This is a genomic window from Cylindrospermopsis raciborskii Cr2010 (genome assembly GCF_003367075.2).
In the GTDB taxonomy this organism is placed as follows: domain Bacteria; phylum Cyanobacteriota; class Cyanobacteriia; order Cyanobacteriales; family Nostocaceae; genus Raphidiopsis; species Raphidiopsis raciborskii.
Genome location: NZ_CP065936.1, coordinates 2052660 through 2067296, shown reverse-complemented (window position 1 = coordinate 2067296; position 14637 = coordinate 2052660). Strand labels below are relative to the sequence as shown.

Below are 14637 nucleotides of genomic sequence, written 5' to 3'. Positions count from 1 at the left end.
AATTAAGTAACAGATGTGACAGAAAGCCAAGTCAAAGCTTGTATTGAACAGAGATTAGTGAAAAGAAAGTAAAATTTTATGGTTTCCCCAATTCGATTTTAATGTGCGCCCCGGCCATGACGTGGACTACGTAATTAACCCCTGGATGGGGAAGGCAATATCCATAAGTCATCCCTTGATCGCGCTATTGGAGCAGTGGAATAAATTATATAAAGTAATCAAGATCACGCTGTGTAGATTTAGTCACACCAGCGAAGGTTGGCCAGACATGGTGTTTGTGAATGCGGGATTGGTTTTAGACGAGAATGTGGTTCTCAGTCGCTTTCTACATAAAGAGCGTCAGGGAGAGCCCTACTTTCAACAATGGTTTGAAAACAACGGTTATAATGTCAGGTTTGCCCAGGATCTACCGTTTGAAGGTGCTGGTGATGCACTGTTAGACCGGAAGGGGCGTTGGTTATGGGCGGGGTATGGTTTCCGTTCTGAGCTGGATTCCCACCCTATTTTGGCTAAGTGGTTAGATATTGAGGTGGTTCCCTACGGTTGATAGATGATAGGATTCTACCATCTGGACACCTGTTTTGTCCCTTGCAAATGGCTGTTGCTGTACTACCCCAGTGCGTTTGATTCCTGCTCTAATCGAGTGATTGAAATGCGGGTAGCTTTGGAAAAACACATTGCTATTGAGGAAAAGGTTGGTCAACTTTGCTTGTAATGCGATTGTATTGATCCACATCGTGATTATGAACAAAGCCAGCGATGAACTAAAATTAAAAAGTTAGCTGAAAGTTGGTTTTCAAGAGTTATTGAAACACTCCTTTAACTGAGTTCCTCAAAGCTGGTGGTGCATCCAAATGTCACAACTCTGAGTGACAGAACCTGTAAGAAGGAGTACATGCTACAACCCAGGTGGAAAGTAGAATAATTCGATTGGAAGGTTGCTAGATGCAGGATTAATCAACCGAGCTTTGGATTTAATTGTGGACATGGGAGAGAGAAGCCAAGTCCTCAGCACTTTGGTGGGGGAGAGCAGCGTCAAAGTACCTCCGCAGCAGAAGTCAAGGTTTCTGCACCATCTCATGATGTGATGGAAGAATCTTCTCCAACTTGATGATTGATCTGGGTGCGGTGGATTTACCCCAAGATAGAAAAGACGCTAAGCTAGAACCCGTTTTACAAGCGGGAGTCGCCCTGATGACTTTTATGTCGGCACCGTTTATCCACAGGATTGGGATGACGGCTGTGGTTCAAAGTAGAAAATCAACGCGCTGGACGGGCGATCGCCATTTCTCAAACACCCAATGGAATGGTGGCAAATGTAAGATTTTGCAGGATCTGGAGAAGTGGAGAGCAAGTAGTAGTTGATATTCCGAAAGTATTCGCAGCATCCGTAGAAAACCGAATCCGCGAGCAACACCAATGCTCAAGAATTTGGATTTTATGTCCTCCAGTGTTTCCAGCGAAAAACGAGTGGAACTGGTGGTCGAGCAAGTGAAGCGCAGAATTACGCAAAATTCGTGATGCTGGTGGTAAGGTAGTGGTTTGCTGCAGGACCGGTAGTGATTCATACCGGTGGCCGGAGAACATCGTAGTTAATTCGTGAAGGTTATGTTCAAGGACTTGCGGGTGGAAATCGATCGCAGTTCACGACATCGAGCAGAACATGATGGGTACATCTCGGTGTAGACATGAAACGAGTATAGCAATTGCAGGGTGGTCATGGGCATCGCGAAATGGTAATGCCATACGGCGATTTTAGCAGCATTGCTAGAGCAATAGATCTGGGGTCATCACCGGGAATTGTCATGTATGAATGTGTGAAAAATGATATTCCTTTTGTCCTAGCTGGATCCATTCGGGATGATGGACCTTTACCAGATACCAGTAGACCTCATCTTAGCTCAGCAGGAATATGCCAAAATCATTCAGGAGCAGAAATGATTTTGTGTTATCTTCAATGCTCCATTCCGTTGGAGTGGGTAATATGACCCCTCTGGGAGTTAGAATGGTGTGTGTGGATATCAACCCAGCAGTAGTCACCAAGGTTGAGCGATCACTTGGTTCAGTTGAGTCTATAGGTGTAGTAACAGATGTGAGTTTATTCCTCAGTTTGTTAATACCCAGCGGTTGAACAAACTGACCAGAATCCGCGTATCTAACATTGGCTAGTACCGACCTTGGAAATAAAAATGACTGGGGATAAAAATATCCAGTCACTGCAATATTTACTAACTAAATTGGATCAGAGCAGTCGAACTGCTGTCCAAATTGAGTATTGACCCATATACAGGTTGTTTCTTACCCTCAAAAGCTGGAATCAGTTCATTATCGAACGTAGGATGCTCTGATTAAGTCTTAGCCAACAAGCCAGCAGAGAACACTTGTTAGAGCATCCGTTGAGGGTTAGGTCTCTAGTCATAACGAGTCACACCAGAGACGCTCGGACCTATAAGAGGTTATTAGGCAGCAACTAGGGCTTCCTTACGAGCAAATTTTACGATATTGTTCGCATTTACGTTGTTTTAGGCCTTTGATTTGCGAGAGAGACTCACTCTCGACCTGAATCACAGAGTAGCTTTCCTTAGCCTGTCGAAGCCGTGACGGACCCATGCGTTTAGGCTTACATTTTATAATATATCACAAGATTTGCTAAATGTCCAGCACAAATTTTTAGAGAGAGAGAATCAAACTCAAACATTTTAACTCTTGGGGAATTCAACAGATGTTCTCTGTAAACAATTTATATCGCATTTCGTCTAAGCTACAACTGTTGAATACAATAAAAGGAAATTCCTCTATAAGTATGTCCTATGGGTAAAATATTAGTTACAGGACTTCAGGCGAATATACATAGACAATATATCTTTAAATCATATCCTCCGGTTCTTGAGGTGAGTTTCAAAGTATTGTTTCATCATCACCACTAATAAACGCAAACAGAGGAAAAGCATGATGCTTTGATCCGCTTGTAGATTTTCCTGATGTTGATCATACTTTGACTTTTTTAGGTGCATTAATTAGTTTTCCACCAATTCTATACCATCTTTTACCGCTGAGGTGAGATTTTCTGGATAACTGGGATTTAGAACTAATATTTTTCAGTTTATTTAATAGTTCTTGGTTAGCATATTTTTGAATTTCTAAAACAACATGGAATAGGACTGTCGAATTTGGGAACAGGAACAATCAATAATCACCACTAATACAAGCCAATTCTAAGAAGTAAAAATCTAATAATGATCTAATGTTTTTAGCAGAATGTAATTTGCTGTTAAGCTTTCCTGAATTTTTTAAATAACTCTCTTGTTCACTCTTGCTAACTGATGGTACAAGCTCTACTCATTAATGATTCTAGTTTCATATAGGCATCGTATAGCAGGTATGTTTTGTTATAACTATATTCTCTTTTAAGTTGGGTGATGCGGTATGATTTTACTAGCAAAAGGAATCTCCCGCTGTAAAGACTGACTTTCCACCAATGGGAATCAGAATATAATTTTTTCTTCCCTAGAGGGAAACCACAACCTTGAATTCTGGTCATGATGGATGCTTTGAGAATTAGTAGTTTAATAAACTGAGGCAATTTTCTCTCACCGCTATCTCATTTGATCACCATGATAAAACGAACGTTCTGCTAAATAAGAATTGATATACTTATCTTGATTGTCAATATCATCTTCTCCTCTCCTCTGTAAATTACCTGAATTATTTCCATGAGATTTTCTCAATTTCAAACTTAGGAATTTCACCAATATATGTGGCTTTAGGAAGGACAAATCCCGACTTCCAGAAGCAGTCATAAATATAACTTTTGCTGTTTTTGATATTTTTACTTCTTCTTTAATGATGATATATTGGCATGTATGGCTAAAAATGCTGATTTTGTCTGAAATTTTCCTTACAAGCTCTGCTGAATTTTATCAATCAATTCTGATAATTTGGACTTATTTTGGATATAAACTATAGAATTGTTCAGCATTGTCTTTTGTTAACAATTCTCAGAATATCTTCCAAATAGCTGTTCTTGACTGTTTTTTCTAAATCGGATTTGTTTTTAACTTGGATTGATTATTGAACCGTCATGATTCGACAATAATTTGATAGTTGATCGATTAAGCTCTTGGCTGGATAGGTATTTGTGTTAATCAAGAATAGCATTCTTATTATGAAATTCAAAGCATTCTACACTGATAGGTTGAATGTGAGATTCTGCTCGTCTAAAAGTAAATCTTGTTCGGTTGAGAGAACCATCTTTTTTTTAAATGTTGAGATATAGAACATCAACTTCTTGACTTATCCGCTACAATAATTTTAGTATTAAAACCATTATTCTGGTCGCTTAATTGATGCTTGACAATTTTTTAATCCTTGCAAAAATTCTGCCCTCCTCATCTCTATGTAATTTCATCTATCATAATAAATAGATGTTTAATCCGACCAGATATATTGCGCATTCTTTTCATAATTTAAGGCTTTATCTTCTTTAGTGTTGCTTTATGCATCACTCAGATTTTTCCCTGAGTGTTTTAGGTATCCCCACGCTCTATCTTTCTGAGAGATTGGACGAAGAGGTAGCAATAATTTGATTATGTTTTTGATCAGCAATTGAATGATATAGTCCTTGACAAATACTATTTAATACTCCCTTATTTTTGTCCCCATATCCTTCAAGTGTAGCTCATCGGTTATTTGCCAATCTATTTTTCTATAGGATATTCTCTCCATGTTATTTACTGTTAAGCCATACATCCCTAAAGTAAAGTCTTTTTCATATTTATTTGATGTATAAGCAACTGATAGTTCGCAGAGTTATCTTGAATCAAGTGTGTCGCTGTTAATGCTTGAATATTCCATCATCTGGTTACCATCTTCCCGATTCTTAAATTTTCCAATAATATCCAAATTAACTTGTTTGCGAGGACTAACATAGAAAAATAAAAACCTTCATCTTATGTTCAATAATAAAATCACAATGGCTGGTGGTTTTCCCAATCCAAGTTGTGATGAGAAAATAAGTAGGTGTTGTCTGAAGCAAGATATCTTTTAATTAACTGATTATGTGCTTGTCTAAGTTGGTGTTCCGTTAAATTCCAAACTAGATACCAATTCTGATGGTACAGGAGCAACGGTGTTATAAAACCTGTAATCGTTTCTGTATGACGTGGTAAAATATTGATGGTATCTGGGCTAATACCCATAATTGATCAACCATTTTTTTGCAGCGAGCAAAATTTCTTTGGGCATTCATGCGTATGTTATAGCTCTTTTGGCGCACTTCCATCATTTCTTCCTGTCTATTATGTTTCCCTATAAATTTGATAACAGGTTTCCAATAGTTCTAAAATTTTCTCCAGGAATGATTGGTGTTCTGGGCGATCCTTCTCTACAGCGTTACAGACTAATCTTTTTCTGTCAGGAATTATCCCTTTTTCAGCTAAGGATTTGTCTTTTGTAAAAGTGCCCAAAAACTATAAATGTAACTACCTGCTTGAATTGATTTAGCACTTTCTTTGTACTGATATTTAAAAGCAGTGAAAAATTCTTTCAGGTCTGAATCAAAGTCTAAACTTGGGGTTTCAGTATCAATCACCAATTTAGAAAATACACTTTTTGAACGTAAGTAGTTGACCTCTTGCAGCAATAAGTTCTAATAATTTCTACATAGTCTATTTTTTGATCATCTCATCTGTATGAATTGAAAATACTGATAAATCAAGACATAAAAGACGATAGTTATTTTTATATCTTAATAACATCAAAGTATCAGCATTAGAAACTCTCCTTTCTTTTTGTATTTATTAATATCCTGATTAATATCCTGCTCCCATGTGTTTAATTTTTGTAGCACAGAGAGCAGGTTTGTAAACCCAGTGGGTTTCACTAACTTCATGAGTACCAAGACTGTTATCATTATTTAAACCGACATTGATAATAGATAATTTCTAAATTCTTTAAACTTGATTGATGGTCACATCCCAAGACTTGAGATATTCCTAAATAAATTTAATCCAGAAAAAACCTTTTCCAAAAACACCATGTTTTGCTATTTCTTGCTCTATATCACTGATTAGTTTATTAACAATTAACTGCTCATCTTAGAAAATCAGATTTTTAGTTCTTGACTATTACAGATCCCAAATCTATTTTGAATCTGATTTTGATTAATGTAATTAAGTATTCCTACATTAAAACCAACCTCAAACAGTCTTTACAAATCATCAGCTATTTTTGCTATTCATTTTTATTCTATCATATTATGTTTTATGTGACTTTTATTCATTTCTGAAAACAAGTTCTAAATTTCTTTCATTAGTTTGTTGAGTAGTTTTCCTGACTGATAATTGATTTAATATAAGTTAAGAATGCTAAAGAGAATTAAAATCTACCTTCTCTCGAATATGTTTTAAAACCGCACACTGAGTTACAGATTCGTCTCCAATTAAATTTTTTTAAGGAGTCTAATTTTGTAGCTGGGAATTTCCAGTTTTTATAACGATAAAAATGAAATAATGTCAGGCATTGTAAAATTTCATCTTAATTATTATTATATATCAGTAGCACTCTGATATCTTCATCATCTAAAATTCCATCATAAATATTTAACAGTGTCACTAGACCCAGCCACATGATAGTTAATACTATCAAGGCTGAACCATTAAATGATTGAAGAAAATCACAGCTTGTTTTATTTCTTATCCTCCGCTAAGTTAGTAAGTTCTAGGGTATCTTGAATATATATGCCAAGGTCTTAAGCTTGAAATTTTTTCTAGCTTTACCATAGTATTTATCAAAAACATGGGATAAATTTTGATATTATCTCTTTCTTTTTTAGGGATTTGATTACATTTTTAGACATGAAGAATAATTCCTCATTTTTTCTCTTTCTGGGTATAGCAAGGTACTGCTGTAGGGAACTTTAGATATATAAATAAAGTGCTTGTATCCCTTGCTGTAAAGTTGATCCATTGTCTACTATAACAGTGGGATATTCGAAGCATTTTTTGATGATCTTCATAGTTTTCTGAAAAAGTTTTAATAGTTGAAACCTGACTGTTTTCCTTACTTCTAAGATGATAATTTCACCCACCAGGTTAGACGACTTGTATTTCCCACTCCAGACACTATCGGTTTCACGACTAGAAATGATGATAATAGCGGGTTTATCAATTTCTTGAAATGTAAATTTCGGTTTCCTTAAATTGAAATTTATATTTCTGGGAGAGTACGGAATACAAAGATGTCAAAACATTTGGAATTTTAAAGTTTATCTTTGAGGTTTGGGATTTGTTAATGACTATTCCCTGGTTGCTACGATACCCATTATTGAGTAAATGAGATAGAACTAGTTAAACAAACTATAAAGTTTTCTATGGGCGCATTGTCTGTTTTCTTTTTGGTGTATTCTTATGGGGAACAAATATTTTTGACTGGTTCTCTAAAATAACATAGAGACAAATATAGGTAAGTAGGCTATAGGTGATTTTATAAATAAATTCTTGATTGGTTTTTCTAATTGGTCTGTTTCCGAACGATGTGAAATATTAACAATCTACGAGACTTTAAATGCTGATGATAAATTTCTGCCCTTCTTTCATTGATAAAACAACACCGGTAATACTTTGATACCTGGAACTAGATCATATTTCATATCAAATATTTTGCTGATCTTCTGTTTTTAAAATGTATTTCGCTAATACTGATTTGCTGGTAAAGTAATTAATAAGTTGCCTTGGGTTGTGGCTTCCCTAGGTTAATACTGCAAGCATTCTTTTGGTTTTTGTAGGACTTCTTTAAAGAAGGTGGTTCTTTTAATAATAATGGTATCAAGGTCATTTTCTAAAATACTTTCTTTCACAGAAATATGTAGAGGATAATGCCTAACTGGGTATGGGGTTTACGTTTAATTATATTTTTATCAGTTCTTTTTGTCTTATTAATTTTTTTCCTTTATCTTTAATTCCTCAAACCTCTTAATACAATTTTTAAATAGTCGCTTTTTGACGATCATCATTTCCTTTTAGTGTGGGCAATATTTTGTTTTCTAAAATTCAATGGATTATACTCTAAATCACTTCCCATACTTTCATTAGTTCAAATATAAAACAGTACAAAAATACAGTTTTCAAAACTTTTTTCTGATAGAGGCGATTTTTCGATGATTCAGCAATTGCGGTTTATGTTCTTCCCCCATCTGGTTTAAGATCTGAGTGATATTAAAAGAACTATTTTTTTGGTGGCTTGTGCTTTACCATCAATTTCATTTTGATTCCAAGGTAAATTCTATTGCATGCTTTCTAGGACTCTCTACTTCACTAATGTTCTGAGAATGATTGGCAATATATCGTGCAACTTCACTACGAAGAAAAATAGTTCGGTAATTACTTTGTTGCTCCTGCTGTGTTGATAATCTCCATCTGCTTTACTAATTAATCGTTAATACATAATCTTCTAATAGTTTTGTCCTTTAATGAGATCTTATAAATATAACACCTTCTCCTCCGTCAACTTGCTCTAACAGAAATTCTAAATGTTGTTTAGCAAATTTATTCTAACTTTCCTAGGGTTTCTTGATTGAAGATTTTGCAATTTGTAGATGTCTGAATTATGGCTTTTTCCAAATTGGAAGTGCATATTCTAAATCTATTTATCATCTGATCTACGTCAGCAAATTTTATATTAATATAATTATTGATTCCCTTGATGAGGTTGTTGTAAAATCACAGGGCTTATCCACGCGGGTCACGGCCTTGTATTTTTAGTAGTTGTTGATTTTTTTGCTATTATCATTTTGTCTGACTGTCAGTCTTTGTTTTAGATTGGTTTCTTCTGGAAATGGATAGGTCAAATCTAATAATCTAGTTTATTATCTTCCCTATAGTTTCCTTGGAGATTCATTAATGTCTGATGTTAAGTTCTGATAAATTCAACTCTGTCATGGTACTCCCCATTTTTTTTGCATGGCTAGGGTCAATTTATCTTGTATCTCAATGTAATTTTCTAAAGATTTGCTTCCTAAATGAGTCAGTGAGTATTAGGACTAAAATTTAAAGTAGCTGCACGTGCTGACCGATCGTTACTAATGGATTAGATGGATTCAATCTCATCCTCGATGCTTCGCTTCTTCTATGTCCATACTCAATCTCTAGCCATCTCTGGTGAAATACTGAATAGTGACTTTTGTTTTAAAATTTGGGATTTTATTCAGCAGGTCCAGAGTAATCTAGGTATGCCAAGTCTGGACTAACAACTATTTTATTCATTTTCTATGGTATTTATATTCTTCCTACTGTTGTTAATCCTACTATACATCACATCAATTAGTCAAGTATTTGTACTAAGATTAGGCTGGTTGGGATCCTTTAGAGCTAGGGAGTTCAAAAGTACACAGCCCTATCTAGACAAACTCTCAAACAATCGCAAACCATCTATGCCCCCTATTGCGATCCGCTGCTTCTCTCTGGAGTGTGGCATCATCCCTATGCAATACCCTCTCGATTGCAAATGCACCCACGTATTATTTAGCGAACCATTAGGATTCTCTCCATCACCTAAACAATACTTGTTGATTATCTTCTATCGCTGCTAAAAGTGTCTTGGTGCATAAAATCTTCTCCCCATGGGCAATTGGTAGGAGTGATCACTTCTTTATCCCCATATCCACTGAGTCCAAGGTGAGTTGTTACGCTCACTTTGCAGAAATGCGATCATAGTAAAATGTAGGTTCTCATTTTCTGGATTTAAAGCCCACCAGTAGTAAGTTGGCTTCAGTTAATACCTGAAAACCATTACAAATACCGATGACAAATTTACCTTTTTTGGCATGGTTTACCACTTCCTGCATCACCGGAGAAAACCGGGCGATCGCCTATATAAATAATCCCGTAACTAGAAGCCCACCAGAATAATAATTCGTCTATATCGCTGATATCTCGATCTGATGCCCAAACCATGCGGGTGGTATGTCCCAGTATATCTCTGGTAACGTGCTGCATCGCGATCGCAGTTCGACCCTGGAAAACTAAAACACCTTAGAATTTCATACCAACCCTTATAAAAATTCAACTAAGTTAATGACCGTTTACAATAGGTGGCTATAGCTATTATTAAACGCCACCTATTATCTACTAATTAGAAAACACGGTTTGGGATTCTACTTCAATCAATTCAAAGCGATAGTTTCTATCACTGTATTATACCAACATTTGCTCGCACATATTGTTCTAGCAAGCTGTTACGAGCTTTAGCCTCATCTGGGCAAACTAGAGTAAGTTCTATATACTTACCAATACGCACTTGTTCTACATTTTCATATCCTAACTGCCCCTAAAGCCCAGATTTGTACAGCTACCCCAGCAGGATCAGAACTGAAGGACGAAGGGTAACGAAAATTTTGGCGATATACTTCTTGCATTAAAATTTAGCTAAATGGTGTAAATGGTTATCCTATACCTTTTTAGGTTCTATTTCAAGAAAAATTAGCCCCTCGGTAAATACAAGGTGAAATTTATCTCATAGGCGTAAGTTTTAATCTAAAGTCTAAAACTACTATGAAAGCTATCCATGCCATAGTCAAGATCGCATATATTAACCCTACTGGGAAGCATTAAACAAGGTATTTCAGCCCAAGACATGTACATAAATTACACAATCAGAATCAAAGTATAGGTTTAGCCACAGTTTACCGCGCTTTGGAATTTCTGAAACTAGAAGAAATTTAAGTCAGGGCAACATCAAATGGTGAGTCTCTTTATAGCTTAGCTCAACAAGACCAAGCATCATCTAACTTGCTTACAATGTGGTATTTTCCTATCCCTGTTCATCAGTTGTCAAATACGTTAAGCGATTTTAAGTCAGTCCGCCAACTTTAAGGTTTTTTATCATACCTTAGAGTTTTTTGGTTTGTGCAATAAGTGTCAAGAAATATAAAACAACAAACAAAAGTTTTATAACTTGTTCGAATCTCCTACATCGTTCACATCACCAACAATTGACCGAATTCCCTCCAAAGTTGCAGGAATAGTTCGGGGATCCATAAACATCACCTTACTGCTATTGCTTTTACCAATGCTCACCCCCATATCCAAATAACCCAAGGCGAATAAAACCTCTAAAGCTTTATGGGCTTCTGGATTAGCTTGCATTCTCTGGGCAATAATTTCAGCTGATTCTGCAATTGCTTGTGCTTTTAACACCTGTTGTTGTCTTTCCGCTTGCGCTCTTAAAACAATCGCCTTTTGTTCTGCTTCTGCCTGCAATATTACAGCCTTTTGTCGTGCTTCCGCATCTAATATCTGAGCATCTGCTTTACCCCTAGCACTGTTAACCGCTGATTCTCGGTCTCCCTCCGATGTCAAAATGGCTGCTCGTTTCTTTCTTTCTGCGGACATTTGTAATTCCATTGATTCTTGCACAGCTTTGGATGGGATAATATCCCTTAATTCCACCCTTGTTACCTTCACTCCCCAAGGGTCAGTAGCAATATCTAAATCCCTCAACAGAATCTCGTTAATTTGAGTTCTTGCTGTGAAGGTCTGATCTAATTCCAGCTGTCCCATTTCAGCACGAATTTGAGTCAGTACCAGATTCACCATAGCTGACTGTAGGTTCTCTACCTTATAGTAGGCTTTTTCCATATCAACTATTCGCCAATACACCACAGCATCAACAGTAATAGAAACATTGTCACGGGTAATACACTGCTGAGGAGGAATATCTAAAACTTTCTCTCGAATAGTTTGCTTATAAACTACGTTATCCAACAAAGGATTAATCAAGTTTAGTCCAGGCTCCAATTTCCTCTTATAACTTCCTAGAGTTTCTACTAAAGCTTCATCACCCTGGTTTATCACTCTAACACACTTCATCACAGCACCAGCACCAAAAACCAATCCCAGTAATAATAAAAACTGCTCCATTTTTCTAACCTCCGTTAAAATACTATATTATCCGTGATAGACTAATCTCTCCTTTTTCAAAGCTAGTGGTCTAAAACGTTTTCTGGCATCACAATTAGGGTAGTCCCTTCCCTGGCCACCACATAAACTTTTTGACCAGGAGGTATGGTAAGTTTATCATCATCACATCTACCTCGCCAAGAATTACCTTCGTACAGAACCCTCCCTACCTTACCAGGTAAAATTTCTGTCATGGTCTCACCTACGGTACTAGTAAGAATTTTTGATTTGGTTTGCCTTACCGCAAAAAACCTACGGGAAAAGATAGTTAAAAAACTAGAAAGTGTCAGCCAAACAATCACTTGCAGGAATAAATTACTTAAACCTAAAAGAGAAAGTCCTGCTACCAGTAGGGCACTAATCCCCATCAACAATTGCACAAAAGCTGTTGGTAACAGCAGTTCCATAACACACAGAATTATGCCCAGCAACAACCAGATTGCAGTAAAATTTTGCATGAGTCCGTTTACAGAGACTAGGTTAATAATTCAATTAAGTAACAAGTTAGTAACAAAGAGGATAAGTCTATTTTATTCTCTAACTAGAATTGTTGCAATTGTTGACATCTAAACTTAATTGAACTTTACGTTAACCCGTGTTGATTCATACGGATTTTTGTTTAAGTTTTAAAAAAGTTAACCTTTATGCATTATAACGAACGAATCATTTATTGTACTAGTCCCCATTGCGAAAACCCCACCAATTATCTGGGAGATCGCATTTGTCAAAGCTGTCAAACACCTCTAGTGTACCGATATTTATGGGCCAAGGATGCGGCAAATATATCCTCGGGAACAAAAGTTGCCAATAGATATGAGGTAATTACAGAACAGATCTGGTTAGATACCCAACCAGGAAAGACCCCAGAAGCACCATCACAATTGCCACAATCCGTCATTCCCTATCTCAAGTTATATCGGGAGCGATTACACATACCCCAACCTTATGGGATTGTTGTTTTTGGAGACAACACTGAGGATAATAGAAACCATGAGATTATCTTATTCGAAAATGCGCCTATTGATACTAATGGTAATCTTTACCCGATTATTACCACAGTTTGGGAACAGGCTAAAGCAGTTAGGCAATTATACTGGTTGTGGCAAATCCTAGAGCTATGGAAACCACTATCACAAATGGGGTTAGCAGCTAGCTTATTATCACCCGAGAATATCTTTGTGGAAGGTTGGTGTGTCAAATTATTGGAATTGCCTTCAACTACAAGCACATTTACTCTACAGGATTTAGGGCAATCTTGGCAGTCATGGGTAATAGCTGCTAAGGCTGAAATTGCCCCTAAATTAGGTATGCTTATTCAAGAGATGTGTCAGCCAGATACACAGATGGAAACTATTAGTCATGAATTAAATAACTTATTGCTCGCATCTGCTGGGGAATTACCTCTGATGGTAACAGTTGCTGGCCTTACAGATAAAGGCCCAATTATGCAACACAATGAGGACACTTGCTATCCCAGTCAATACACTGATTTGGATAACTATTTAAAAGAACACCTCTTAATAGTTTGTGACGGTGTTGGTGGTCATGAAGGTGGGGAGGTTGCCAGTCAATTGGCTGTACAATCGGCAAAATTACAAATTCGTGCTTGGTTACAAGATATAGCAGAGCAAACGGAACTGTTAACACCAGATTTGTTGCAACAACAACTAGCAGCTAGTCTGCGGGTGGTTAATAATATGATTTGGTCTTGTAATGACGAACAAAATCGCCAAGGTAGGGAACGTATGGCTACAACTCTACTAATGGCTATACAATTACCACAACCGGTTACCACTAATACAGGATGGGAATCAGACAATGGACACGAACTTTATCTAGCTAGTATTGGTGATAGTCGTGCCTATTGGATTACTCCCCACTATTGTCAATTGTTGACTATAGATGATGACATGGCAACTAAAATAGTCTCTTCTGGCAAAAGTTTGTACCGTCATGCTATGACAAGTCCCCATTCCAATGCTCTTACTCAAGCACTGGGCACCAAGGAAGCAGAATCCCTAGAGTTTAATATCGAGAGGTTTATTTTAGAGGAGGATGGAGTTTTATTACTTTGTTCAGATGGTTTAAGCGATCATGACTGGGTGGAAAAATCTTGGCAAGACCAGGTCATTCCTCTGTTAACAGGTAAAATCACGGTGGAGGATGCGGTGCATAAATGGGTGGAACTAGCTAACGAAAAAAACGGTCGGGATAATATATCAGTTGTGGTTAGTCTTTTCCGTAACCAAGCTCACTTAATAGTCACTCCACCTGCGGAAAACGGATTGGAAGTGCAGGAACCAGAAGAATTATTAATTACTGTGCTGGAACCAGAAAGTGAAATACCCCAACTACAAGCATATATAATAGACTCTCTGGCAGTAAACTCACCGGATCCACTAGATTTAAATTTAACCCTAGAAGGTTCCACAACCACGGAAAAAACCAACTCCCATAAGCATTCTCATTATTTGGTTAAGCTGGTCATTGGTTTGTTTGTTCTTTTCTTGGGAAGTGGAGGCATTTATTTATGGACCTGGAGAGAATTTCAACCCCGCGCCTGGAACCAGATTTGTCAACAACTCCCCGAAAAACTCCAACAATTCTGCCTCAAACAGTAATATACTCCTTTATTGGAACAGACTAGATATGGTAAAATCAGACAAGCAAAATACATGCTCAA

General features: G+C 36.9%; 5 protein-coding genes, 1 other RNA gene and 4 pseudogenes. 3 read left to right on the top strand and 7 right to left on the bottom strand.

Annotated elements, in window-relative coordinates:
• Nucleotides 1-73: 73 nt before the first annotated feature.
• Nucleotides 74-2169 (top strand): annotated as a pseudogene (locus tag C6N34_RS17215) (ornithine cyclodeaminase, nickel-pincer nucleotide-dependent).
• 66 nt (nt 2170-2235) lie between these two features.
• Here the strand turns inward: C6N34_RS17215 and ssrA are convergent.
• The 5 genes and pseudogenes from ssrA to purS all read right to left on the bottom strand — a co-directional run bounded on the left by ssrA (nt 2236) and on the right by purS (nt 10398).
• Nucleotides 2236-2608, bottom strand: a transfer-messenger RNA (tmRNA) gene (ssrA, locus tag C6N34_RS09400).
• Between the two features lie 708 nt (nt 2609-3316).
• A complete protein-coding gene (locus tag C6N34_RS09395; RefSeq protein ID WP_236106961.1) occupies nt 3317-3583 on the bottom strand; it encodes a hypothetical protein in 267 nt (88 codons plus the stop codon).
• A 1851-nt stretch (nt 3584-5434) separates the two neighbouring features.
• Nucleotides 5435-5593: a hypothetical protein gene (locus C6N34_RS09390; protein WP_236106959.1), complete on the bottom strand. Its 159-nt coding sequence runs from the start codon at nt 5591-5593 to the stop codon at nt 5435-5437.
• 3797 nt (nt 5594-9390) lie between these two features.
• Nucleotides 9391-10035 (bottom strand): annotated as a pseudogene (locus tag C6N34_RS17080) (phosphoribosylformylglycinamidine synthase subunit PurQ).
• 155 nt (nt 10036-10190) lie between these two features.
• A pseudogene (gene purS / locus C6N34_RS09375) lies at nt 10191-10398 on the bottom strand (phosphoribosylformylglycinamidine synthase subunit PurS).
• Nucleotides 10399-10581: 183 nt separating this feature from the next.
• Between purS and C6N34_RS09370 the strand changes: the two are divergent.
• Nucleotides 10582-10926 (top strand): annotated as a pseudogene (locus C6N34_RS09370) (Fur family transcriptional regulator).
• A gap of 17 nt (nt 10927-10943) precedes the next feature.
• On the opposite strand, the gene C6N34_RS09365 reads toward C6N34_RS09370, so the two are convergent.
• On the bottom strand, nt 10944-11915 hold the full coding sequence (locus C6N34_RS09365; RefSeq protein ID WP_115539075.1) for an SPFH domain-containing protein: 972 nt from the start codon (nt 11913-11915) through the stop codon (nt 10944-10946).
• Nucleotides 11916-11977: 62 nt separating this feature from the next.
• Nucleotides 11978-12412, bottom strand: coding sequence for an NfeD family protein (locus C6N34_RS09360; protein ID WP_115539074.1), 435 nt, complete (start codon nt 12410-12412; stop codon nt 11978-11980).
• 186 nt (nt 12413-12598) lie between these two features.
• Between C6N34_RS09360 and C6N34_RS09355 the strand changes: the two genes are divergently transcribed.
• Nucleotides 12599-14575: a PP2C family protein-serine/threonine phosphatase gene (locus tag C6N34_RS09355; RefSeq protein WP_057178325.1), complete on the top strand. Its 1977-nt coding sequence runs from the start codon at nt 12599-12601 to the stop codon at nt 14573-14575.
• Nucleotides 14576-14637: the final 62 nt, after the last annotated feature.

Coding starts and splice junctions, on each gene's coding strand:
- C6N34_RS09365 (WP_115539075.1), bottom strand. CDS start 11,915: ATGGAGCAGTTTTTATTATTACTGGGATTGGTTTTTGGTGCTGGTGCT.
- C6N34_RS09360 (WP_115539074.1), bottom strand. CDS start 12,412: ATGCAAAATTTTACTGCAATCTGGTTGTTGCTGGGCATAATTCTGTGT.
- C6N34_RS09355 (WP_057178325.1), top strand. CDS start 12,599: ATGCATTATAACGAACGAATCATTTATTGTACTAGTCCCCATTGCGAA.